General features: G+C 72.2%; 19 protein-coding genes. 8 read left to right on the top strand and 11 right to left on the bottom strand.

The window, feature by feature from the left end:
* Positions 1-83: 83 nt before the first annotated feature.
* On the bottom strand, positions 84-389 hold the full coding sequence (gene rpsF / locus AUV08_RS05520) for a 30S ribosomal protein S6 (protein ID WP_061867474.1): 306 nt from the start codon (positions 387-389) through the stop codon (positions 84-86).
* Between the two features lie 344 nt (positions 390-733).
* On the opposite strand from rpsF, the gene AUV08_RS05515 reads away from it, so the two are divergent.
* Entirely contained in the window at positions 734-1,300 is a 567-nt protein-coding gene (locus AUV08_RS05515; RefSeq protein ID WP_157554107.1) for a hypothetical protein, read from the top strand.
* A gap of 64 nt (positions 1,301-1,364) precedes the next feature.
* On the opposite strand, the gene AUV08_RS05510 is transcribed toward AUV08_RS05515, so the two are convergent.
* On the bottom strand, positions 1,365-2,852 hold the full coding sequence (locus tag AUV08_RS05510) for a M18 family aminopeptidase (RefSeq protein ID WP_061867472.1): 1,488 nt from the start codon (positions 2,850-2,852) through the stop codon (positions 1,365-1,367).
* A gap of 107 nt (positions 2,853-2,959) precedes the next feature.
* Between AUV08_RS05510 and AUV08_RS05505 the strand changes: the two genes are divergently transcribed.
* On the top strand, positions 2,960-3,292 hold the full coding sequence (locus tag AUV08_RS05505) for a hypothetical protein (RefSeq protein WP_231862096.1): 333 nt from the start codon (positions 2,960-2,962) through the stop codon (positions 3,290-3,292).
* Here the strand turns inward: AUV08_RS05505 and AUV08_RS05500 are convergent.
* Positions 3,283-4,806 carry a glycosyltransferase family 87 protein gene (locus AUV08_RS05500; RefSeq protein WP_043276134.1) on the bottom strand — a complete coding sequence of 508 codons (1,524 nt, stop codon included), beginning with the start codon at positions 4,804-4,806 and terminating at the stop codon, positions 3,283-3,285. The genes AUV08_RS05505 and AUV08_RS05500 overlap by 10 nt on opposite strands.
* Before the next feature lie 168 nt (positions 4,807-4,974).
* On the opposite strand from AUV08_RS05500, the gene AUV08_RS05495 reads away from it, so the two are divergent.
* Positions 4,975-6,060: an inositol-3-phosphate synthase gene (locus tag AUV08_RS05495; protein WP_002857798.1), complete on the top strand. Its 1,086-nt coding sequence runs from the start codon at positions 4,975-4,977 to the stop codon at positions 6,058-6,060.
* Positions 6,061-6,166: 106 nt separating this feature from the next.
* On the opposite strand, the gene AUV08_RS12180 is transcribed toward AUV08_RS05495, so the two are convergent.
* From AUV08_RS12180 to AUV08_RS05475, 3 genes are all read right to left on the bottom strand, one after another.
* Positions 6,167-8,305: an acyltransferase family protein gene (locus AUV08_RS12180; protein WP_231862095.1), complete on the bottom strand. Its 2,139-nt coding sequence runs from the start codon at positions 8,303-8,305 to the stop codon at positions 6,167-6,169.
* A gap of 145 nt (positions 8,306-8,450) precedes the next feature.
* Positions 8,451-8,750: a Rho termination factor N-terminal domain-containing protein gene (locus AUV08_RS05480; protein ID WP_061867469.1), complete on the bottom strand. Its 300-nt coding sequence runs from the start codon at positions 8,748-8,750 to the stop codon at positions 8,451-8,453.
* 52 nt (positions 8,751-8,802) lie between these two features.
* Complete coding sequence (locus AUV08_RS05475) at positions 8,803-10,254, bottom strand: CCA tRNA nucleotidyltransferase (RefSeq protein ID WP_061867468.1); 1,452 nt, start codon at positions 10,252-10,254, stop codon at positions 8,803-8,805.
* 65 nt (positions 10,255-10,319) lie between these two features.
* Here AUV08_RS05475 and AUV08_RS05470 point away from each other — a divergent pair, with 65 nt between their 5' ends.
* The 5 genes from AUV08_RS05470 (at position 10,320) to trxA (ending at position 16,587) form a co-directional block, all read left to right on the top strand.
* Positions 10,320-10,931 (top strand): NUDIX hydrolase, encoded by a 612-nt coding sequence (locus AUV08_RS05470; RefSeq protein ID WP_061867467.1) that lies wholly within the window; start codon positions 10,320-10,322, stop codon positions 10,929-10,931.
* 46 nt (positions 10,932-10,977) lie between these two features.
* Entirely contained in the window at positions 10,978-12,822 is a 1,845-nt protein-coding gene (gene murJ / locus AUV08_RS05465; RefSeq protein ID WP_002857806.1) for a murein biosynthesis integral membrane protein MurJ, read from the top strand.
* Between the two features lie 65 nt (positions 12,823-12,887).
* On the top strand, positions 12,888-15,017 hold the full coding sequence (locus AUV08_RS05460) for a hypothetical protein (RefSeq protein WP_061867466.1): 2,130 nt from the start codon (positions 12,888-12,890) through the stop codon (positions 15,015-15,017).
* Positions 15,018-15,164: 147 nt separating this feature from the next.
* Positions 15,165-16,166 carry a thioredoxin-disulfide reductase gene (gene trxB / locus AUV08_RS05455; RefSeq protein ID WP_061867465.1) on the top strand — a complete coding sequence of 334 codons (1,002 nt, stop codon included), beginning with the start codon at positions 15,165-15,167 and terminating at the stop codon, positions 16,164-16,166.
* Positions 16,167-16,197: 31 nt separating this feature from the next.
* Entirely contained in the window at positions 16,198-16,587 is a 390-nt protein-coding gene (trxA, locus tag AUV08_RS05450; protein ID WP_323662986.1) for a thioredoxin, read from the top strand.
* A 117-nt stretch (positions 16,588-16,704) separates the two neighbouring features.
* On the opposite strand, the gene AUV08_RS11760 is transcribed toward trxA, so the two are convergent.
* The 5 genes from AUV08_RS11760 to yidC all read right to left on the bottom strand — a co-directional run bounded on the left by AUV08_RS11760 (position 16,705) and on the right by yidC (position 23,912).
* On the bottom strand, positions 16,705-18,078 hold the full coding sequence (locus AUV08_RS11760) for a ParB/RepB/Spo0J family partition protein (protein WP_084776566.1): 1,374 nt from the start codon (positions 18,076-18,078) through the stop codon (positions 16,705-16,707).
* Between the two features lie 2,511 nt (positions 18,079-20,589).
* Entirely contained in the window at positions 20,590-21,534 is a 945-nt protein-coding gene (locus AUV08_RS05435) for a ParA family protein (RefSeq protein WP_061867463.1), read from the bottom strand.
* A gap of 74 nt (positions 21,535-21,608) precedes the next feature.
* The gene (rsmG, locus tag AUV08_RS05430; protein ID WP_020628388.1) at positions 21,609-22,334 is read right to left on the bottom strand and encodes a 16S rRNA (guanine(527)-N(7))-methyltransferase RsmG; all 726 of its coding nucleotides are present in this window, start codon (positions 22,332-22,334) and stop codon (positions 21,609-21,611) included.
* Positions 22,327-22,911 (bottom strand): R3H domain-containing nucleic acid-binding protein, encoded by a 585-nt coding sequence (locus AUV08_RS05425; protein ID WP_043282880.1) that lies wholly within the window; start codon positions 22,909-22,911, stop codon positions 22,327-22,329. The genes rsmG and AUV08_RS05425 overlap by 8 nt, the downstream gene beginning before the upstream one ends.
* Before the next feature lie 2 nt (positions 22,912-22,913).
* The gene (gene yidC, locus AUV08_RS05420) at positions 22,914-23,912 is read right to left on the bottom strand and encodes a membrane protein insertase YidC (RefSeq protein WP_061867462.1); all 999 of its coding nucleotides are present in this window, start codon (positions 23,910-23,912) and stop codon (positions 22,914-22,916) included.
* Positions 23,913-23,915: the final 3 nt, after the last annotated feature.

Genomic DNA, 23,915 nt, shown 5'->3' with positions numbered 1-23,915 from the left:
ATCCGGGACTGCTCAGCGGGGTTCCGGTGGGGGCGTCGGGGACTGATCCGATGCTCTCAGACCCTCCGGACACGGTACGAGGATCACTCAGCGGTGATCTTCTGCTCCTCCGGACGGATGATCTTGGTGCGCAGGATCGTCTCGTTGAGGTTCAGCAGACGGTCCAGCTCCTGGGTGGCGGCCGGCTCCGACTGGAAGTTGACGACCACGTAGATGGCCTCGGACTTCTTCTGGATCTCGTAGGCGGTCTTGCGGCGACCCCACACGTCGACGTTGTCGACGGTGCCGCCGGCGTTCGTGACGACCTCGAGGTACTTCTTCAGGGTCGGCTCCACGGTGCGCTCGTCGACCTCAGGGTCGATCAGCACCATCAGCTCATAAGCACGCATGCGAACCCACCTCCTCTGGGCTTGCGGCCGCGGTCTCTCCGCGGCAGGAGGTTCTGCGTTCTCCCCTTACGCATGCATCCGCACTCTTCGGCGGCACGCAGGGGATCCCGTCAAGAATACCAGCACTGCGCCTCCGCAGATGAGGTGCCACCCCTAGGGGGCCGTGGGGTGGCCGGGGCTTGCCCTCGGTCGACGACGACGTACCTTGGAAGGAGGACACACATCCTGTGTCACACCCCTCTCACGTTTCGGAGCATCCCATGTCAGAGTCCACGTCGGCAGCGCCCCAGCCGTCCCAGTCCGTCCCCTCCCGCCGCCGAGTCGCCAGCAGCCTCGCGTGGGCGGTGCCGACCGTCGTCGCCGCCGCCGCTGCCCCCGCCGAGGCGGCCAGCCCTCTCCCGCGGATCGACCGCGTGTTCCGGGTCACCCGCGGCACCCAGGCAGCCGTGCCCGGCGCGTCGGTGTCGGAATGCCGCTCGGGTTCCCGCTTGAGCGTCACCACGGACGACGTCAACAACTACTACCGGATCGTCAATGTGCGCACCGGCTCCACGGTGACGAACGTGACCGCCTCCATCCTGGTGCAGAGGAGCGTGGTGGATGCGATGGCGCGGAACAGCAACCCCCTCACCTGGACGAACCACACGACAACAGACTGGAGCAACCCCGTCCTTGAGGTCTCCGGCACCACGCCGGCCGTGTACACCAACGACGGCATCGAGTACTACCGCTACTACAGCACGCTCAAGACCGCGGTACCCGCCCCCGTCTCAGGCACCATCACCCTGCCGCGCATCGGGTGGTACAGCAACTGCAGCACGGCCCTCGCCGGCGTGTCGGTCAACGGGCGCGGCTCCGCCGTCGTGAACGGCACGACCTTGGTCAATGTCGGCGGCTTTCGGACGGTGTGACCCCAGGCTCCGCCGGCTGACGCAGCCCCGCGCACGCCGCTCGCGGCGCCCCCCACGCGCAGCCTCACACCCCGCGGAAGAACTCCCGCACGGCCGCCGTCAGGTGCTCCACGTCCCGCACGCCGCACATCTCGCGCGCCGAGTGCATGGACAGCAGGCCCAGGCCCACGTCCACGGTCCGGATGCCCAGGCGGGTCGCCGAGATCGGGCCGATGGTGGAGCCGCAGGGGACGTCGTTGTGGGAGACGAACTCCTGGAACGGCACCCCCGCCACGCCGCACCAGCGGGCGAACGCGGCCTCACCCCCCGCGTCGGTGGCGTAGCGCTGGTTGGCGTTGATCTTCAGCAGCGGGCCGTGGTTCACGCGCGGGTGGTTCACGGGGTCGTGCCGCTCGGCGTAGTTCGGGTGCACCAGGTGGCCGGCGTCCGCGGACAGCAGCCAGGACCCCGCGATCGCCCGCGCCCGGCCCTGCCCGGCCACGCCGAGCGCCTCGAGCACGCGCCCCATGACCTCCTCGAGCAGCGGCCCGGCCGCCCCGGACCGCGACGCCGACCCCAGCTCCTCGTGGTCGAACGCGGCGAGCAGCGGGATCACCGGGGCGCCGGCCGCCTCACCGGCCACCCCGCCCGCGACGGTCCCCTCGTACGCGATCGCCCCCTCGGCGCCACCGTGCTCGCGCGCCAGCTCCTCGAGCGCCACGAGGCCCGCGTGCACCGAGCTCAGGTTGTCCAGCCGGCCCGACGCGAAGAACTCGCCCGCCAGCCCGAAGAGTCCGGGCGCCTGGGCGTCGGCCACCACGACGTCGTGCCCGCGCACCGCGGCCGGGTCCACGCCGGCGGCGGCCGCGAGCGCGGTCAGCACGTCACCGGGCACGCGGGCGGCCAGACCGTCGGCCTCCGCCTCGCCGGCGCCCTCGCCGCGCGGGGCGAGCGCCCCCACGACGGGGTTCGTGTGCCGCTGCCGCTTCAGCGTCAGCCCCTCGTTGACCTCGCGGTCCAGGTGGATGGCCAGCTGCGGGATGCGCCCCACGGGCCCGGTCGCGGCGAGCACCTGCGTGCCGTCGTCGAGGGCGAGACGCCCGGCGAACCGCAGCTCACGGTCCAGCCACGAGTTCAGCAGCGGGCCGCCGTACACCTCGACGCCGGCCTGCACCCAGCCGTCGGCCGTCACGGTGGCCGGGTTCGGCTTGAGCTTGAACCCCGGCGAGTCCGTGTGTGCGCCGAGCACGCGGAACACCGGCACGACGCCGGCGCTCTGCCCCGCCTCGTCCGGCCCGGCCGCGCGCGCCTCAGCACCCTCGTGGCGGCCCAGCGCCCCGGCACCCGTCGGCACGATCCAGGCCACCGCCGCGCCGTCGCGCACCACCACGTAGCCGCCCGGGGCCGACGGGAAGTCGACCGTCTCGTCCAGGCGGGTGAAGCCGACGGCCTCCAGGCGGCGTGCGACCTCCTCCGCGGCGTGGTAGCTGGAGGGCGAGGCGGTCACGAACTCGGCCAGGTCCCGCAGGTGGGCGGGCAGCTCGGCGACGGTGTCACGGGTCACGGGGGTCATGACCCGACCGTACCGCGCCCCACCATCCGTCCGACTACCCTGGCCCGAAAGCGGCCCCGGCCGCATCGCCCGCCCCGTCAGCGCAGGAGGAGCCCGCCGTGGACATCATGATCGCCGTCGCCGTGGGGGTCTTCCTCCTGGTGGCGTGGACCGTGGGCGGCTGGGCCATCGTGCGGATGGGCTTCACCCGGGACGGGGACGCGGCCCGCACCCCCGCCCACGACGACGGCGCCGCGCGTCCGGCGCACCCCGGCGCGGCCGCGGACCCGGCCACCGACCCCCACGTGATCTGGCGCGAGCAGATGAAGGCGGCCACGGCCGCCTCCGGGGCGCAGTGCGTCTGTCCGCCGCCGCCCCGCGAGGACGGCGCCGCCGAGGCGGGGACGACCGCGGCGCCGTCGTCCCCGGACTGCCCGATCCACCGCTGGGACTACGCCTGAACCGCGGCCGGCCGGTCTGAGCGCCCCCGGGCCGGGCCGGCGTACGCGCCGGCGAGCGGGTCGGCGTCCGGGTGGCCGCCGTGGTCGCGCTTCACGAGGTCCTCCGCCGGGTGCAGCATCTCCCACACGACGCGCCCGCACAGCCACAGCACCGCGAGCATGTGGGCAAGGATCGCGGCCACGTAGACGGAGTCGTCCATGGAGTGCTGCGGCGGGGTCTCGGCCACCCCCTTGGCCAGGTACATCCACACGGCGAAGAAGTGCAGCGCCTCCACCGTCTGCCACACCCAGAAGTCCCGCCAGCGCGGCAGGGCGAGCGCCAGGAGCGGGATCAGCCAGACCACGAACTGCGGTGAGTACACCTTGTTGGTGAGCACGAACGCCGCCACCACCAGGAACGTCAGCTGCGCCAGCCGCGGGGTGTGCCGCACCCGCACGCCGAGCACGAAGATCCCGAGGCAGCACACCGCGAAGGTGCCGTAGGCCAGCAGGGTGAGGGAGTCCTCCGGCACGAACGCCCACCCGGCCTGCGCGGCGGTCACGTCCCACGCGTGCCACACGCTGGACAGGCCCGGCCCGCGCTCGCCGGAGAAGGTGAAGAACACGGACCACGCCTGGAAGTTCACGGCCATGAGCGGCACGTTGACCGCCGCCCACGCCGCCACCGTGCCCCCGGCCGCGAGCAGGAACGGCCGCCACCGCCGCGAGCGCACCGCCAGGATCAGCAGCGGCCCCAGGATCAGCAGCGGATACAGCTTCATGGCCGCGCCGAGGCCGAACAGCATCCCCGCCGTCAGGGACCGGCCGCGCGACCAGGCGTACATGCCGCACGCCAGCAGGGCCACGGCCCACAGGTCCCAGTTGATGGTGCCGGCCAGTACGAGCCCCGGGGCCACGGCCACCATGAGCCCGTCCGTCCACCGGCGCCCCGCCATCCGGACGGTCAGCACCGCGACGACGGCCCACAGCACCACCACGAATCCGAGGTTCACGAGCCAGAACACCACCGTGCCCTGCTCCGGCGAGAACGGCAGCGCCTGCGTGATCCAGGCCGCCACCGAGCCCACGACGGACATCAGCACGGGGTACTCGAACGTGGAGCCCGCCCGGAACGGCGCCCAGGGGTCCGCCGCGAACCCGCGCCCGCCGTAGAGCGCGGCCCAGTCCGAGTAGCAGCCCGCGTAGTAGACGTCCGGGGCGCCCCAGCCGTGCAGCAGGCACGGCGACTTCTGCAGCACGGTCACGACGGCGGCCAGAGCCACCAGCAGCCCCGTCAGCGCCGCGGGCCCGGCCCAGGAGCCGGTCCCCCGTCCGGGGCCGTTCGCCGCGAGGCCGCCGGCGAGCTGGAAGCGGCCGCCGCGCTCGCCGGGGGCGGGCAGGGTCCCGGACGGTGCGCTGTCAGCGGAACGCCCGGCGGGGGCACCCGGGTCGGCCACGGCGTCGCACGGGGCGCCGTCCGCGGCGTGAGTAGGCGGCTCGCTGGGGGTCGCGGCATGCGCGGGGGCCGGTCTCATGCCCCCATCCTAGGAAGCCGCCCGGACACCGGACGGGCGGGGCCGCCGTCGTCGGTCGTAGACTGGCGGGGTTGATCCCCGGGTGAGCGCCCCGCCGAACGGTGTGGGCCCCCCTGCGCGCGCCGCGTGCCCGCACCCGTTCCGGACAGTCGAGGAGAGAACCAGACCGTGGCCACCAATCCCATCCGCGTCGCCATCGCCGGCGTGGGCAACTGCGCAACATCCCTCATCCAGGGTGTGGAGTACTACCGCGAGGCGAAGGCCACGGACACGGTCCCAGGCCTGATGCACGTGCAGTTCGGCGACTACCACGTGTCCGACCTCGAGTTCGTGGCCGCGTTCGACGTGGACGCGAAGAAGGTCGGCCTGGACCTGTCCGAGGCCATCACCGCCTCCGAGAACAACACCATCAAGATCGCGGACGTGCCCCACGCGGACGTCACCGTCCAGCGCGGCCCCACCCTGGACGGCCTCGGCAAGTACTACGCCGAGACCATCGAGGAGTCGGAGGCCGAGCCCGTGGACGTGGCCCAGGCCCTCCGCGACGCGGAGGTGGACGTGCTGGTCTGCTACCTGCCCGTCGGCTCGCAGCTGGCCACCGAGCACTACGCCCAGGCCGCGATCGACGCCGGCGTCGCGTTCGTGAACGCCCTGCCCGTGTTCATCGCCGGCACCCCGGAGTGGGCCGAGAAGTTCACCGCCGCGGGTGTGCCGATCGTGGGCGACGACATCAAGTCCCAGATCGGCGCCACCATCACCCACCGCGTGATGGCCAAGCTGTTCGAGGACCGCGGCGTCACCCTGGACCGCACCTACCAGCTCAACGTGGGCGGCAACATGGACTTCAAGAACATGCTCGAGCGTGAGCGCCTGGAGTCCAAGAAGATCTCCAAGACGCAGGCCGTCACCTCCAACACCTCCGCGCAGCTGGGCGAGAAGGACGTGCACATCGGCCCGTCCGACTACGTGGCCTGGCTCGACGACCGCAAGTGGGCGTTCGTGCGCCTCGAGGGCCGCAACTTCGGCGACGCCCCGGTCTCGCTCGAGTACAAGCTCGAGGTGTGGGACTCCCCCAACTCGGCCGGCGTGATCATCGACGCCGTGCGCGCCGCGAAGATCGCCCTGGACCGCGGCATCGGCGGCCCGATCCTCTCGGCCTCGTCCTACTTCATGAAGTCCCCGCCCGTGCAGCACAACGACGACGCGGCGCACGAGCTCGTGGAGGCCTTCATCCGCGGCGACATCGAGCGCTGACCCGCCCGGTCCCCGCGGACCGCGCACGACGCCGGCCCGTCACCCTCCCCGTGGAGGTGACGGGCCGGCGTCGTCGTGGGGGCGCGCGCCGCCCCGGCCACCGCGCTCAGCGCCGCGCGCCGAGCCGGTCCTCGATGGTGAGCCGGACGAGCTGGGCGTACATGGCCTGGCCGTCGGCGCGGGGGTGCACGCCGTCGGCGGAGAAGTCCGTGACGTGCTGCTTCGCCGCGGCGTCCCAGTCCGCCAGGACGATCCGGTCCGGGTGGGCCTTGGCCTGCGCCTCCATCTGCACCTGCACGTCCGCGATCCAGTCCATCGGGCCGTGCGGGACGACGAGCACGAGCAGCCGGTCCTCGCCGACGGCCGCCAGGATCTTCTCCCAGTCGCCCCGATGGGTGGTGCCGTTGGCGCCCAGGGCCACCACGACGACGTCGCTCAGCTGGCCGTCCGCCTTGAGCTTCTCGAGCTCGTCCGCGGCGTCCCAGATCTGGTAGCCCACCTCTGCCTCGAGCAGCATCCCCGGCAGCTGCTCCATGAGCGTGGGCGCGGCCGAGAGCGAGACGGAGTCGCCGATCAGGGTGACGTCCGGGCCGAGCTCGGACGGCGGCAGGGCCGCGGTGAGCTGCTCCTTGGAGTACGTGGGGCGCGTGACGGCCGGGTCGCCGAGCCCGAGCCCGGACGGCTCGGCGGACGATCCGGGCGAGGACGTCGCGCCGGCGGAGCTCTCCGCGTCCCCGGGGGCGGCCGAGCCGGGCGAGGCCGAGGCCGACGCCTCGGCCCGCTTCGACTGCTCCGCCGCGCGGGACTCGCGGGCCGCCTGCTGCGCCGCCTGGGCGGCCTTGAGGGACTCCTCCGCCTGGGCGATGTCCTGCTCGAGCTGGGTCTGCGCGGGCGAGTGCACCACGGCGGCCACGGCCGCCGTGGGGACGGCCACGAGCCCCAGCGCAGTGGCGGCGGCCGCGAGCCGGCCGATCGGCCCGGCCCCGCCCGTGAACGCCCGCCGCGCGGCCGCGCCCCAGCGGCCGAAGGCGCCCCTGAACCCCTCGTGGAGGATGGGCTCCTCGATCAGCCGGGTGCTCAGGTCGGCGATCAGGGCGGTCAGCAGCAGGATCGCGCCGGCGGCCACGGGCTCGACCCACCCGGGGGCGTCCACGGGCACCATCACGCGCATGATCACGAGCAGCGGCCAGTGCCACAGGTACGCGGCGTAGGAGCGGCGCCCCCACCAGCGCAGGAACCCGTTGCCCAGCGCGCGCGAGAGCGAGTCGCGCCGGTCGCCCTGCACCACGTGCCAGACGATGAACGCGACGACGGCGGACAGGCCCGCCAGCACTCCGCGGTACGTGCTCGCGTGGCCGCCGTCGACCAGGGCGAAGCCCGCCGCGAGCACCGCGACGGCGCCCCACGCGACAGCCACCCGCGTGGCCGAGGTCCGCGGCTCGGGGCCGCCGTGCTCGGGCCGGGGCACATGGGCCAGGCCGATCGCCACGCACGCGCCGAACAGCAGGCCGAAGGCGTGGGTGTCCGTGCCGAAGTAGAGGCGGGCCTGCTCGAACCCGTGCCACGAGCCCCAGGCCATCCACGCCGCGGAGGCCACGGCCGCGACCGCGACCGCGAGGATACGACGTCGGTCCGCCACCCGCCCCGAGTTCACCGTGCTGCGCGGCGGCCAGGTGAGCAGGAGCAGCCCCCAGAGGAGCAGGGGCCAGAGGATGTAGAACTGCTCCTCGATCGCCAGGGACCACAGGTGCTCGAACAGAGGCGGCGAGGCGCGGTTGAAGTAGTCCCCGCCCTCGAGGATCATCACCCAGTTGCTGGTGTAGGTCAGGGCGCCGAACCATTGGCGACCCAGGCCCGCGGGGAACTCGTCCACCGCCAGCCACGCGAGCGCGGTGGTGCCCACGAGCGCCATCAGCATGGCCGGGATGAGTCGTCGGACGCGCTTCATCCAGAAGGTGCCCAGCGCCACGCCCCGGCCCGCGTCCACACCGCGGACCAGGCCGGTGGTGATGAGGAAGCCGGAGAGCACGAAGAACATGTCCACGCCCACGAACCCGCCGCGCAGGAAGGTGGGCCAGGCGTGGAAGACGAGCACGGCGAGCACCGCGATCCCCCGCAGCCCGTCGAGGGCGGTCACCCGGCCGGGGCCGCGGCTGACCCGCGTGCCGACCTTGACGGCGGGCACGCCGTCCTGGGGCGACAGGGCATGGCGGGGCACGGGCGCGGTGCGCTGGTCGGAACTCACAGCGGTCGATCATTCCATCCCGACCTGGATGGGCCAAAGCCTCCGGCTATCCCCCACCCACCCACCGCGTTGGGGGCGGTTTCCGGCGGTATTCCGCTCCCAAAGCACCGGATTCCGCCCCCGGAAGCGGGGGTGCGGGCGCCGGTCAGTGGTTGCGCAGCGCCTCGATGAGCTCGTCCTTGGTCATGGTGGAGCGGCCCTCGATGTCGAGTTCGCGGGCCCGCTTCGCGAGCTCGTCCTTGGTCCAGTCCGCGTAGGAGCCGGCCTCGCCGCCACGCTCGGCGACCTCGTCCCGGCCGTCCCGGGCGGAGGCGTTGGCGATCCGTGCGGCCTTCTCCTCGCTCGCGCCCTCGCGGCGCAGCGCCTCGTAGACCTCGGGGTCCTTGATGCTGGAGGTGCCGGGGCCCATGGGGGCGCCGTTCTTCTCGGTCTTCTTCTCAGCCATGCGGCCAGTGTGGTCCCGGCCCGACGACGGGTGGAAGGCCCGCCGCGCCGCCTCAGCCCTGCTGGGCCTCCGGCTGCTCGGCCCACCAGCGCCGCAGCTCCGCCTCGGCCTCGGCCTGCTCGTGCGGGCCCTCGTCGAGACGCCACTCGAGCAGGTGGCTGTACGCCCGCCCCACCACCGGGCCCGGGCGGATCCCCAGCAGCGCCATGATCTGCTGCCCGTCCAGATCCGGCCGCACGGCGGCGAGCTCCTCGGCCTCGGCGATCTCGGCGATGCGCCGCTCGAGGTCGTCGTACGCGTGGGCCAGCCGCTCGGCCTTGCGCCGGTTGCGGGTGGTCACGTCCGAGCGGGTCAGCGCGTGCAGGCGGGGCAGCAGGTCGCCGGCGTCGTGCGCGTACCGGCGGACGGCGGAGTCGGTCCAGCCGGCGTCGCCGTAGCCGTAGAACCGCATGTGCAGCTCCACCAGACGGGCCACCGCCTTGATGGTGTCGTTGTCGAACTTCAGGGCACGCAGCCGCTTGCGGACGAGCTTGGCCCCCACGGTCTCGTGGTGCCGGAAGGTGACGGCCCCGCCCTTCTCGAAGCGGCGCGTGGCCGGCTTGCCGACGTCGTGCAGCAGCGCCGCCAGGCGCAGCACGGGGTCGGGGGTCGACGGCGCGTACTCACCCTCCAGCTCCATGGCCTGCTCCAGCACGGTCAGGGAGTGGGCGTAGACGTCCTTGTGGCGGTGGTGCTCGTCCGACTCGAGCTGCAGGGCGGGCAGCTCGGGCAGGACGTGGTCGGCCAGGCCGGTGCGCACGAGCAGGTCGAGGCCGGCGCGCGGGTGCGCCCCGCAGACGAGCTTGACGAGCTCCTCGCGGACGCGTTCGGCGGAGATGATCGTGATCCGCTCGGCCATCGCGGTCATGGCCTGCTCCACCTCGGGGGCCACGGCGAAGCCGAGCTGGGAGGCGAACCGGGCGGCGCGCATCATGCGCAGCGGATCGTCGGAGAAGGAGTCCTCGGGGGTGCCGGGGGTGCGCAGCACGCCGGCGTGCAGGTCCCGCATGCCGCCGAAGGGGTCCACGAGCTCGAGGGCGGGCAGGCGCAGGGCCATGGCGTTGACGGTGAAGTCGCGGCGCAGCAGGTCGTCCTCGAGGCTGTCGCCGAAGGCCACCTGCGGCTTGCGGCTGGCCGGGTCGTACTGCTCGGCCCGGTAGGTGGTGACCTCGAGCTGCCAGCCGGCCTTGCGGAAGCCGATGGTCCCGAACCGCCGCCCCACGTCCCACGTGGCGTCCGCCCAGCCGGCGCCGACGGCCTCGGACGCGTCCGGGTCGGCGTCCGTGGTGAAGTCCAGGTCCGGCGACGGCCGTCCCAGGAAGAGGTCGCGGACCGGGCCGCCCACCAGGGAGAGCTCGTGACCGGCGGCCTCGAACCTCCGCCCCAGCTCCACGACGACGGCGGGCAGGGTGGCGTCCGCGGGGAAGCCGGGGGGCAGCGCGTGGGTGGCGGTGGTCAGATCCATGATGCCTACAAGGGTGCCAGACGGTCCCGGCACGGGCCCGCGCGGGCCGGGCTAGAGTTGACGGCATGACCCGCCCCGATCCCTCCGCGCACCGGGGCGCCCCCCTGCCCTCCGCGCTGGGGGCGTGGCGTCGCCGGCCGCAGCCGCCTCTGCGCCCCGTCACCTCGGCCCCCGCGGGACCCCGTTCCGCCGGTGCCGCCTCCCTGCCCACGGTGGAGGAGGTCTCCGCCGGCGGCGTCATCGTCCGCGAGCACGACGGCGGCCTCGAGGTGGCCGTGATCGCCCGCTACAACCGCGGTGGCCGGCTCGAGTGGTGCCTGCCCAAGGGCCATCCCGAGGGCGAGGAGGACCACCGGCAGGCGGCCGTGCGCGAGGTGGAGGAGGAGACCGGGATCGCCGGCCACATCCTCGAGCCGCTCGGCGCGATCGACTACTGGTTCACGGTCGCCCGGCACCGCGTCCACAAGACCGTGCACCACTTCCTGCTGCGCGCCACGGGCGGCGAGCTGACCACGGAGAACGACCCGGACCACGAGGCCGTGGACGTCGCGTGGGTGCGCCTCGAGGACGTCGCGCGCCGCCTCTCCTTCGCCAACGAGCGCCGGATCGTCGACCTGGCCCGCCAGGTGGTCGACCAGCACTTCCCCCCGGGCGGTGCCCGGGGCCCCCGCCCCTGATCCACCGCCCCCGGCACGGGGCCTTCCGACCACGATTGGGTGACCCTTGAGCAGCAGACCCGCCCCGCGCCGAGCGCAGGACCCCGCCCACGCCGGCGTCGCCGACGAGGAGCCGACGACGACGGACCCCGCCCCCGCCACGGATCCGGCCGCCGTGGACCCCGCGGACGAGACCCCCGAGGGCGAGCGCCGCGCCGGCCGGTCCACCGCGATCATGGCCTCCGGCACGCTCCTCTCCCGCGTGCTGGGCCTCGTCCGTGCGACGCTGGTGACGGTGGCGATCGGCCTGTCCGCGGACATGGCCGACATCTTCGAGATCGCCAACTCCCTGCCGAACGTGATCTACCTGCTCCTGGTGGGCGGCGTGTTCAACGTCGTGCTCGTGCCGCAGCTGATCAAGCACGCCCGCGACGCCGACCGGGGCGCGGACTACACCTCCCGCCTGATGACGCTCGGCACGCTCGTGATGCTCGCCGGCACGGTGGTGGTCATGCTGGCGGCGGCCCCGCTCATGACGGCCCTGACCCGCGGCTGGTCGCCGGAGAAGCTCGAGATGGCCACCGTGTTCGCCCTGTGGTGTCTGCCCCAGGTGTTCTTCTACGGCATGTACGCGTTGGTGGGGCAGGTGCTCAACGCCAACGGGCGCTTCGGCGCCTACATGTGGGCGCCGGTGCTGAACAACGTCGTCGCGATCGGCGCGATCGTGCTGTACCTGGGCATGTTCGGGGCGTACCGGGCCGGGGACGACCTCGCCGGGTGGACGAGCGCACAGACGGTCGTGCTGGCCGGCGGCCACACCCTGGGCGTCGTGCTGCAGGCCGTGATCCTCTTCCTGCCGCTGCGCGGGCTCGGCCTGGGTCTGCGCCCGCGGTTCGGCTGGAAGGGCATCGGCCTGCGGGACACCGGCCGGATCGCCGGGTACACCCTGATCACGATGGTCGCCACGAACGTGGTGCTCCTGCTGTGCCAGCGGTACGTCACCTCCGCCACGGAGGCCCGCGACCGCGGCGAGCTGCGCATCCCCGGCACGGAGACCTGGAGCGCCGAGATGGCGCAGGCGGCCATCCCCGGTGTGGCCGCGTACAACATGGCGATGCTGATGGCCGTGCTGCCCCATTCGGTGTTCGTGCTCTCCCTGGCCACCGTGCTCTTCAATCGGTTGGCCCGCGCCATGGGCCGCCAGGACATGTCCGCGGTGCGGCGCACGACGGCGCAGGGTCTGCGCGCGTTCACCGTGCCGCTGATGTTCTGCCTCGCCGGCGTGGTGGTCCTGGCGGGCCCCCTGGGCCGCGTCTTCGGCTCGACGGCCGAGACGGCGATGGTGGCCGGCGTCGCGGTGGGCTCGGTCCTGCTCGCGCTGGCGCTGTCCATCCCGTTCCGCTCGGGCTCCTTCTACCTGCTGCGCGTGTTCTACGCCGCCGAGGACGCCAAGGTGCCGATGGTGGTCCAGGTCAGCGGCTCGCTCCTGATGCTGCTGCTCTCGTGGGCGGGCGCGATGCTGCTGCCGCTGTGGTCCATGGCCCTGTGGGTCGCGGTCGCCTCGTCCGTCTCGTACGTGTACCAGTTCGTCCTGACCCATGTGCTCACCGTGCGCCGGTTCGGGGACTACGGCCTCGCATCCGTGCTGCGTGCCCACGTCCAGACCGGCCTGGCCGCGCTGGCCGCGGCGGCCGCGGGCGTCGTCGTCGTGTGGCTGCTGGGCGGGTACACCGGCGGGTTCGCGTGGAACTCCATCGGGACGGCGCTGCTCACGTGCGCGGTGGCGGCCGTGGCGATGGGTCCGGTGTACCTGATGGTGCTGCGGGCCATGCGGTTCCCCGAGCTGGACGACGCCCTCCGGCCGCTCGTCGCCCGCGTGCCGGCGCTGGGTCGTCTGCTGCGCGTCGGCTGATCTCTGGCCGCGACGGCCACGCCACGTATCATCGGATTCCGACCCCGTCGTCAGGAGAAGAGCCCGTGCCCCAGCCCATCGCCGTCGGCGCCGTCCTGGGCGGCCGCTATCGCATCACCCAGCACGTGGTGACGTCCGCGGACCAGGACATGGTGTTCCTGGGCACGGACCAGGTGCTCAACCGCCGCGTCACCGTGCTCGTGGCCTCACGTGAGAACGCCACGCAGGTGGCCTCGTCCGCGCGGGAGCTGGCCACGGGCGAGCGCACCGACGACGTGCAGGTGCTCGACCTGGGCCTGTCCGAGGGCCGCACGTACCTGATCGCCGGCGGGGACCCCGACCCGGACGTCCTGCTGGGTCTGGCGTACCCGCAGGAGCTGTACGTGGAGCCGTTCCAGACGGACAGCCTCGGCTCCGAGCTGTTCGGCGAGTCGCGGACCGGAGACCCCCACGCCTACGACGACGACGAGGCGTACTACACCGACCTCGACCGCCGGCTCCGCGCGGACGAGGACGAGGCCCAGCGTCGTCCCGGGTTCCTGAACCGCCTCTCCGAGCGCCTCGCCGAGCGGGTCCGTCCTTCCGACGGCACCGCGGCGAAGGCGGCCGCCGGGGCGTCGGCCCTGGCCGCGGCGGACGCCGCCACCCGGAAGCAGCAGGAGGAGCGCGAGCGCGCGGAGCGGGAGGCCGCCGAGCGCGCAGAACGCGAGCGCAAGGAGGCCGAGGAGAAGGCACGCGCCGAACGGGAGGCCGCGGAGCGGGCCGAGCGGGAGCGCAAGGAAGCCGCCGAACGCGCAGAACGCGAACGTCGGGAGGCGGAGGAGCGTGCCGAGGAGGAGCGCCGCGCCGAGGCCGAGCGCGCCCGTCGCCAGGCGGAGCAGGAGGCTGAGGAGCGGGCCGCGCGCGAGCGGGAGGCCGAGCAGGCCCGGCTGGCCGCGGAGCGGGAGGAGGCCGAGCGCCGCGAGCTCGAGCGCCGGGCCGAGGCCCGCCGTCGTGCCGAGGAGGAGCGGGCCCGGGAGGCCGCGGAGCGCGAGGCTGAGAAGCGCGCGGCCCAGGAACGCGAGGCCGCGGAGCGCGAAGCTGAGAAGCGCGAGGCCCAGGCGGGCACCGCCGCACTCCCGGCTGTCGCGGCGGGGGCCGCCGCCGCGCAGGCCACCGACGCCGATGCCGACGGGGCCACGCCGCCCACCGAGCCCGTCGAGCCCGTGGCGGCCGAGAAGACCGACGCGCCGGAGCCGGTCGCCCCGGACACCGAGGCGATCCCCGTGCGGCGCCAGCGCCCCGTCCCCCGCCGAGCGATCGTGGCCGAGTCCGCGCCGACCGCCCACGAGGAGTCCCGCGGCACGGCGGCGCCGGTGGCTGCCGGGGCCGGGGTCGCAACGGCAGCAGGCGCGGCGGCTGCCGGTTCGACGGCCGCCGCCGCGGCTCCGGATGCCCAGGCCGCCCCGGCCACCACCGGGGGCGGCGACGGCGCCACGGTGGCCGACCCGGGCGACGGCAACGGCCGCACGCGCGGCGGCGGTCCGCTGGCCCTGCTCCTCGTGCTCGGCCTGCTGGCCGCACTCGTCGTGGGCGGGGTGCTGCTGACCCAGAACCTGCGCGGCGGGCCGGCCCCGCAGGCCGCGGCCGCGTCGTCCGAGTCTGAGTCTGCGTCGTCCGAGTCAGCATCGGACACCCCGTCGCCGTCGGAGAGCACCAGCCCCTCCCCCACCCCGACCAGCGAGAGCGCCGCGGCCGCCCCGCAGCCCGTCCAGGCCCTGCGCTCGGTGCCGGACCTGCCGGAGCACGAGGCCGAGCACGACGCGGACCTGAGCAACCTCATCGACGGTGACCCCACCACCGTGTGGCGCACCTTCGCCTACGCGAGGCCAAACTTCGGCGGCTATGTGGAGAGCATGAACCTCGTGGTCCAGCTTGAGGACCGCACCGAGGTGAACGAGGTGACCCTGCAGAGCACGGGGGCCACCGGTGGCGCCTGGTTCGCCTACATCGCCGACTCCCCCGAGGGCGCGAACGCCCAGGAGATCGGCAACGGCACCTTCGACCAGGACACCGTCTCCATCCCCGTGCCGTTCGAGGGCACCGAGGCCGAGGCCGAGTACGTGATCGTCAGCCTCACCTCGCTGCCCCAGCTGGAGGGCACGACGTCGGACCTCCCGTTCGGCCTGCGGCTCGGCGAGATCGCCGTCCGCTGACCCCGCGCCCAGGCGACGGCGCGCCGGACCTTCCGGCCGCCGTCGCCGGACGTCGCTGCACCGCGGCCCGACACCGCGGAATACCCGCCCGTGGCTCCGCCGTTGTCCTGGAGGAGCGTCCACCACCCCGATCCCCTGGAGGAACCCGTGGCCCCCACCGCCCAGGACCCGAGCGTCCACAACGTCGTGATCGTCGGATCCGGCCCCGCCGGATACACCGCGGCGATCTACACCGCCCGCGCCGACCTCTCCCCGGTCCTGGTGGCCGGGGCGGTGACCGCGGGCGGCGAGCTGATGAACACCACCGAGGTGGAGAACTTCCCGGGCTTCCCGGAGGGTGTGCAGGGGCCCGAGCTGATGGCGAACCTCGAGGCCCAGGCCCGCCGGTTCGACACGGAGGTGGTCTACGACGACGTCGTGCAGGCCGACCTGACGTCGAACCCCAAGGTGCTCACGCTCGGCGACGGCACCCAGCTGCGCACCCACGCGGTCATCCTCACGACCGGCTCCGCCTACCGGAAGCTCGGCGTTCCCGGCGAGGAGCGCCTCTCCGGCCACGGCGTCAGCTGGTGCGCCACGTGCGACGGCTTCTTCTTCCGCGAGCAGGAGATCGCGGTCGTGGGCGGCGGCGACTCCGCCATGGAGGAGGCCCTGTTCCTCACGAAGTTCGCGTCCAAGGTGACCGTGCTGGTCCGCAAGGACGAGCTGCGCGCCTCCAAGGTGATGGCCCACCGCGCCATGGAGAACGAGAAGATCGAGTTCCGCTGGAACACCGAGGTCACGGAGGTGACCGGTGACGACAAGGTCAACACCCTCCGCCTGCGGGACACCCGCACCGGCGAGGCGTCCACGCTGGACGTGACCGGCCTGTTCGTGGCCATCGGCCAGGACCCGCGCACGGACCTGGTGCAGGGCCAGGTGGAGCTCACGGAGCACGGCACGATCCGCATCGACCATCCGTCCTCCCGGACCTCCCAGCCGGGCGTCTTCGCCGCCGGCGACGTCACGGACCACACCTACCGCCAGGCCGTCACCGCCGCCGGCTCGGGCTGCGTGGCCGCCCAGGACGTGGAGCACTACCTCGCGACCGTGGCCGATGTGGAGGAGGCCGCGCCGGCCGGCCCGGAGTCGGACGCGAACCCGGCATGAGCCACTGACTCATGACCCCTGACGGAGCGTCATGAATCATGTCGATAACACCCCTGTCCACCCTCGTCAGACACAGAACAAACCCCAGGAGGCTGCCATGAGCACCATCACCGTCACCGACGCCGACTTCGACCAGAAGGTCCTCCAGTCCGAGCTGCCCGTCCTCGTGGACTTCTGGGCCGAGTGGTGCGGCCCGTGCCGCATGCTCGGACCCGTCCTGGAGGACATGGCCGTGGAGCACGAGGGCAAGGCCGTGATCGCCAAGCTCAACGTGGACGAGAACCCGGCCATCGCCGCGCGTTACGGCGTCACCTCCATCCCGCTCGTCGTGGGCTTCCAGAACGGCGAGAAGGTCGCCGAGTCCGTGGGCGCCAAGCCCAAGGCCGCGCTGGAGAAGGAGTTCTCGGCCCTGCTCGGCTGAGCCCCTCCCCCACTCACCACGACGGCCCCGTCACCCCAGAGGGTGACGGGGCCGTCGTGCGTTGATCTTCAGGACCAGCGGCGGGTGCCCGTGGACGCCGTCCGCGGGAACTCCGGATCAGGACTTCTTGCCCTTCCCCTTGCCGTCCTGACCGCCCTGGATGAGGTCCATGATGCGGTTCAGGTCCTCCACGGTGGTGAAGTCGATGGCGATGCGGCCCTTGCGCGCGCCGAGGGTGATCTTCACGGCGGTGTCCAGGCGGCTGGTGAGCGCGGTGGCGTAGTGGTCCAGGCGCTCGTGGCGGGCGTCGTCCGTGCTGCGCCGCGGCGTGCGGCCCGGCCGGAGCCCGCCCTGCAGCTGCGCGACCGCCTCCTCCGTGGACCGGACGGACAAGCCCTCCGACTGGATCCGCTGCGCCAGACGCTCCATGTCCGACGGGTCCGTGAGACCGAGCAGCGCACGCGCATGGCCGGCCGAGAGCGTGCCGGCGGCCACGCGGCGCTGCACGAGGGGCGGCAGCTTGAGCAGCCGCAGCGTGTTGGAGATCTGCGGACGAGAGCGGCCGATGCGCTGAGACAGTTCCTCCTGCGTGCAGGCGAAGTCCTCCATGAGCTGCTGGTAGGCGGCGGCCTCTTCGAGCGGGTTCAGCTGGGAGCGGTGCAGGTTCTCCAGCAGAGCATCCCGCAGGAGGTCCTGGTCCGGGGTCTGGCGGACGATCGCCGGGATGGTGTCCAGGCCGGCCTTCTGGGTGGCGCGCCACCGGCGCTCTCCCATGATCAGCTCATGGGGGGTGGGGCCGTCCACCTCGCGCACGACGATCGGCTGCAGGATGCCGACCTCGCGGATCGAGGTGACCAGTTCCGCCATGTGGTCCTCGTCGAACACCTCACGCGGCTGCCGCGGGTTGGGGTGGATGTCCCCCACCGGGATCTCCCGCAGGACCGCGATGTCCGCGGACACGGTCCCCTCGGTCGCGGCGGACTCAACGCTCGAGTCCCCCGGTTCCTTCCTCGACGACGTCGCGGAGGTGGCACGCTTGCTGGGCGCCTTCACCGTCGGCATGGCCGGACGCCCCTTGGTCGGCCGCGCCGCGGGTGCATCCTCGGACTCTGCGGAGAAGAACACGTCGACGGGACGCTGCGCGGGTCGCGAGGCACGCTTCGACGAGGTGGGCCCTGCCTTCGTGGCGGACGTGGCGTTCCTGCCAGTCGCAGCCGTTGATTTCCCGGCCTGTGTCGTTCGGCCCGCGGTCTTCCGCTGCGAGGCCGACGGGGCGGGCTCGTTGGACCCCCCTGGCGTCTCGGTCGTCGCGGTGCTCCGCGTCGATGTCGTGGTGGCCTCCGCTGCCGCGGCAGACTTCGGGCCGCTCTTCACCGGCACCGCAGAGTCCTTCGGGGAGGTGGCCTCGGCGTTCTCTTCCGGGGCTTCTACAGTGCTCTGGATCAGGGCGCCGAGGCCTCGCCCCAGGCCTCCTCGACGGCTCGTCTTCAACGGGTCCTCCTGCAGTGAGTGGGTCTGGGATCAGTGTAGGTGAGCGGCCTGGTCTCGATGGTCCCGGGCGGCGGGAAGACACTTCTCAAGGTGCTCTGGCCCTGACCGCCGGGGGGCGCGCGAGGGCCTGACACGTGCAAGGGGCGCGGCGAGGTTCGGGCCTCGGTTCTGGGGTGAGACGTCCGTATTGGGCCCGGACGGCAGGATGTGGGCGCGCGGACAGCACCTGCCGCGAGCGTGAGTGTTTCACGTGGAACACTCATAGTGGGGGCGCTTCGGAAGGGTGCCGCTGCAATCCTCAAGACCTCCTCGTGTTCCCTCTCGAGGTTCACTCGTTTCACATGAAACGCGAGCCCGCGTCGACGAGCGGACGGTATCAGAATCACGGCTGCTCGGTTTGTTTTCCATGTGCTCCCCGGCCGATCACCTCCCGTGCGGACGATACTCAGATTGCTGGTTACCCGCATGATGATGTGCCTCATCTTGTGTGAAATGCCGGACCAGCAACGAAGCACTCGTCTCACTCCCCCGCGGTGCGATGTGAACACTCGAATCACCGAGCGGATGAGCTCGGCTACTCGTCGCTTCGCCGTCAGTGCTTCCTCGCACTCGCGCAGCTGACGAATTGAACGTTGCTTCACCATCCGCGTTTCACGTGAAACACGGACGAATCTGTCATCCAAGTACGACATGAGTTCGGGTGGGCCACGTGCTCGCTCACCTGCGAGTCAGTGCCACATTCCTGCGCCATTCTCAGTCAGCTCGCTCCCGGCACGGAACGTGTGCTCCCTGGATTGCCCGAGGTGGGGACCTCGCGGCACGGCCCTTTGTCCCGGAGCTCGTTTCACGTGAAACGTATCGTTCGAAGATTCGACCGCGCGCTCATCCATGGAAGCTCGCCCACCAGCGGGTCGCACTCCGAGGCCGGCGTGCGCAGGGCCCTCTATATCTTGAGAGGTTCAGACTTGCCGCGTCGCTGATGGTACTGGCTCGATCTAGTGAGCCCCGATCACCGGTCGTTCAGTTTCACGTGAAACGGCTGGGAGGGAACGTCGGGTCGCGGGTCGCATGTCGGGGCAGCGAGCATCCACTTCCGCCTTTGACAGTACTGCTCGATGTGGTCGCCGATGTCACGGGCGGCAGTACAGTGACGCGGCGGGCGCTCCACCCCACCCACTGACTCCATCCGTCCTGTCAGCTGGGGCCGCCCATCAAAGTTTCAGGACCGCCTCGTGTGGAAAGTGTGTCTTCAATGCCTCCATCCGCGTACAGCTGCGGTCAGGGATCGACGCTAGGTGAGCGCGGAACCACCGTGTTTCACGTGAAACCCCCGGCGACCGGGCGATTACTCGACGCCCTGGTTCCCACGTCGCTGCAAGACAGAACCACACGGCCCGCCCCATCCCGCACGGAGCCGCCGCGGGCTCCCCGGGGGGCCTCCACCGCAGTCACCATTCACACGCCGTCCCCGTGCCCAGTCGTCAGACGCAACAGGAGACTGAGCAGGGCTCATCAGCACCGCAGAGGCATCTACGGCCGCACACCCTAGACGTCCACTGTCCACAGATCTTGTCCACATATCAACATCGACGATAGCCGCTAACCACTGCTGACTCCGCAAAGTGCCAGCTCACATGCTTGTCTCTCTATACATTGGGGGCGTGCGGCCGCCCCTCTTTGCCGGAGTCTCTCCTACTCCGTACACAGGAATGCACAGTAGAACTGTCCTTCTGGCGCCGCCGTTCGGCCCCTCCAACTCAGACGAATCACAGCAGCCCACCATAGCCGCTGACGTCTGCTCTCGCACACGCTGACGGCAGACCGTCCGCGCGCCTCGCGGCGACACGACGGCCCGTGCTCCGCTCTGGCCCCGATTCCCTGCACGTCACCGACGGCGAGGAGGTCTGACCGTGGGGGAGAGGGGGCACCCAGTCACAGCACCCGGCCTGCTCGCTGGCTGCATCCTCGAGGCTGCAGCGCACCCGGGTGAAGGAGGAGGGACGGACCATACCCTGCACGGCCGCGCCCGGCGGCCAGGACGTTCCCCACGCGTCGCGCAGCCCTCGCGCAGCCCTCGCGGAGCACTTCAACGCAGCGTGCACCGCCGGCCCTCACAGCCGCCGTCTCCGCCCCGCCGCCATGCCGTTCACCCCGTGAGTTCGTGCGTCGCCGCCCGCGGCTGCACCCAGGCCTCGCGACAGGTGCGCCTGGCCAGCGGCGGAGGGGCCGGCCCAGCGGAAGAGAGGGGAGCGTGTCAGGCGGAAGCGGTACACCACGGGCACCCCTCCCCATCGTCCCGCCGCGGCGGCACCACGCTCGCACCCTCGGAGAAGGTCGTTTCACGTGAAACACGAACTTCCAATATGCCCAGCGTTTCCGCTTGTCTTTTCACTCCCCATCTTCCGGGCCACGCTCACTCACGACGAAGCCCGCCGGAGAATCGCTCCCCCGGCGGGCTTCGTTGTCGTCAGCAGCGCCATCCGGCGACCGCAGCAGCGGGTCGCCTGCGCTTCAGCCCTTCACGGCCGGGGCACCGCGGCTGGCGATCTCTGCAGCCGCCTCCCGGTACGCCACGGCGCCGGCCGAGGCCGGGTCGTAGGTCAGCACCGTCTGCTGATAGCTGGGGGCCTCGGAGATGCGGACGTTGCGGGGAATCGCGGTGTTCAGCAGCTGCTCCGGGAAGTGCGTCCGGACCTCCTCCGCCACCTGCACGGCGAGGTTGGTCCGCGCGTCGAACATCGTCAGCAGGATGGTGCTCACCTGGAGGCGCGGGTTCAGGTGTTTCTGGATCATCTGCACGTTCTTGAGCAGCTGCGAGAGGCCCTCGAGGGCGTAGTACTCGGCCTGGATCGGGATGAGCACCTCCTCGGCCGCCACGAACGCGTTGACCGTCAGCAGGCCCAGGGACGGCGGGCAGTCGATGAACACGTAGTCCAGCCGCTCCTGCCCGACCTCCTCGCGCCAGGCGGTGTACGCCTCGAGAGCCCGCGACAGTCGCTGTTCGCGGGCCACCAGGGAGACCAGCTCGATCTCGGCACCGGCCAGGTCGATGGTCGCGGGCACCACCTGAAGGCCATCTACGTCCGGGGCGTCCTGCACCACGTCCTGGATCTCCATCTCGCCCAGGAGCACGTCGTACACGGAGGCCACGTCTCCGGTGTGGGGGATGTTCAGCGCGGTGGACGCATTGCCCTGCGGGTCGATGTCCACCACCATCACCCGCATGCCCGCGCGGGCGAGGGCCGCGGCCAGGTTGACCGTCGTCGTCGTCTTGCCGACGCCGCCCTTCTGGTTGGACGTCGTGAACACGCGGGTGCGGTCGGGGCGCGTCAGACGGCGACGCTGGAGCCGCGCGGGCTCCTCGGCGTCGGCGCCGCCCTTCTCGGCGGTCCGGCCGGTCCACTTCTGGCGCAGGGCCCTCCAGGCCCCACCCCGGCTCTCCTGCTCCTGCGCCATGCGGCTCTACCTCCTGGGTCGCGGGTGTGCGGATCTGCTGCCGCCCGGCCCGTCCCGTCCCGGTGGGGGAGGGGTCAGCGGGGACGCGCGCTGACGCGCACGACGGTGGTGGTCTCGGGCAGCAGGCCCTCGCCCACCGTGAGGATCTCGGGCTCGGCACCACCATACTTGCGCAGGACCTTGCGGGCGGCGGCGATCTCGTCGGCCGCGGAGCGGCCCTTGATGGCCAGCAGCTCCCCGGCGCCCTGCAGCATCGGCATGGCCAGCGGCACGAGGGTCTTCAGCGCGGACACGGCGCGGGCGGTCACGACGTCGACGTCGAGGTTCCCGGAGACCTGCTCGGCACGGCCGCGGATCACGTCCACGTTCTCCAGGCCGAGGTCGGCGACCACCCTGTCCAGCCACTCCACGCGCCGCTCGAGCGGCTCGATGAGCAGGAACTGGCAGTCGGGGCGCGCGAGCGCGAGGCACAGGCCGGGCAGGCCCGCGCCGGAGCCGACGTCGGCCACGAGCGCGCCCTGCGGGAGGAGCTCCTCGACCACGGCGCAGTTCAGGACGTGGCGCTCCCAGAGACGGGGTGCCTCGCGCGGGCCGATCAGGCCCCACTCGATGCCGGTGTCCGCCAGGTGGGCCACGTATGCCTCGGCCCGGGGGAGGGCCTCGCCGAACAGCTCGACGGCGGCCGGCCGCAGCGCGTCGGTCAGCGGCGGCGCCGGCTGCCCCACGGGCGCGGGGCGGTCGCCCCGGTCCTGCGGATCCAGCCCGGGGCGCCGCTCGTAGGCCGAGCCCCGCTCAGTCATCGGCGGAGATGACCACGTGCCGGCGGGCGCCCTCGCCCTCCGACTCGGAGGTCAGGCCGGCGTCCGCGACGACGTCGTGGACGATCTTGCGCTCGTACGCGCCCATGGGCTCGAGGTGCACGGGACCCTCGCCGGCGCGGACGCGCTCGACGGCCGCCTGGGCGGCGGTGCGCAGGGCGACGTTGCGGCGCTCCCGGTGCCCGCAGACGTCCAGGATCAGCCGGGAGCGGTGCCCCGTGGCGGCGAGCACGGCCAGCCGGACGAGCTCCTGCAGGGCCTCCAGGGTGCGGCCGTCGGGGCCGACGAGGCCGTCCAGGCGCTCATCGTGGTCCTCGGAGACGACGGACACGTACGTGCGCCCGTCGCGGACCTCGATGTCGATGTCCCCGTCCAGGTCCGCGATGTCGAGCAGCTCCTCGACGTAGTCCGCGGCGACGTCGCCCTCCTCCTCGAGGCGGCGCACCGCCTCCGAGACGGCGGCACCGTCCTGCTCCGCGACGCGAGAGCCCTGGCCCACGGGGGTCTCGACGACGGCGTCCTCGGCCTCGGGGGCCGGGGTCACGTTCTCGGCGGACATGCTCACTTCCTCCTGCGGTTCTTGCGCTGGGGCTGGACGCGCTGACCCGACTGGCGGACGACCTCACCGTTCAGCACGGCACCGCCGCGGCCCGCCTGGGTGTGCGCGGACGAGGGCGTGGCCTCGGCGTTCGACACCTTCTGGCCCACGGGGGGCAGGCCCTTGGCGGCGCGGCGCTCGTTGAGCTCCTTCTCGGCGAGGGAGCCCGGGGTCGGGTTGTTGCGGATGATCCACCACTGCTGGCCGACGGCCCAGAAGTTGGAGTAGGTCCAGTACAGGAGCACGCCGATGGGGAAGTTGATGCCGCCGATGCCGAAGATCAGGGGCATGGCGTAGAGCATGATCTGCTGCGTCTGCATCATCGGGCCGGAGAGGGCCTGCTGCGTCATGTTCTTCGTCATGAGCATCTTCTGCATGAAGAACATCGAGCCCGACATCAGCAGGATCAGCACGATCGCCGTGACGATCACGGGCGTGCTGCCCGGCGCGCCGAGCGAGTTCATGAAGGTGTCCGACATGCGGGCGCCGAAGATCGTGGAGCCCTCGAAGGAGCGGATCTGGTCCGCGGACAGGGCGTCCATGGCCTCGCCGCGCTCGGCCGCGCCGCGCGCTCCGAGCAGCACCTGGTAGAGCGCGAAGAAGAACGGCATCTGGATCAGCAGCGGCAGGCACGCGGCGAACGGGTTCGCCTTGTGCTCCTTCATGAGCGCCTGCTGCTCCATGGCCATGGCCTGGCGGGAGAGCTGGTCCTTCTTGCCCTTGTACTTGGCCTGCAGCTTCTGCAGCTCGGGCTGGATGGCCTGCATGGCGCGCTGCGCCTTGATCTGCTTGACGAACAGCGGGATCAGCAGGGTGCGGATGAGCACCACCAGCAGGAGGATGGACAGGGCCCACGTCCAGCCGGAGTCCGCGGGCAGGCCCGCGAACTCCAGGATGCTGTGGAACGCCCCGAGCAGCCAGGACATCAGCCAGCGGAACGGGGAGAGGATGGCTTCGAACATGGG

The organism is Micrococcus sp. CH7, assembly GCF_001595485.1.
GTDB classification, from domain to species: domain Bacteria; phylum Actinomycetota; class Actinomycetes; order Actinomycetales; family Micrococcaceae; genus Micrococcus; species Micrococcus luteus.
This window is presented reverse-complemented; position numbering and strand designations above follow the sequence as displayed.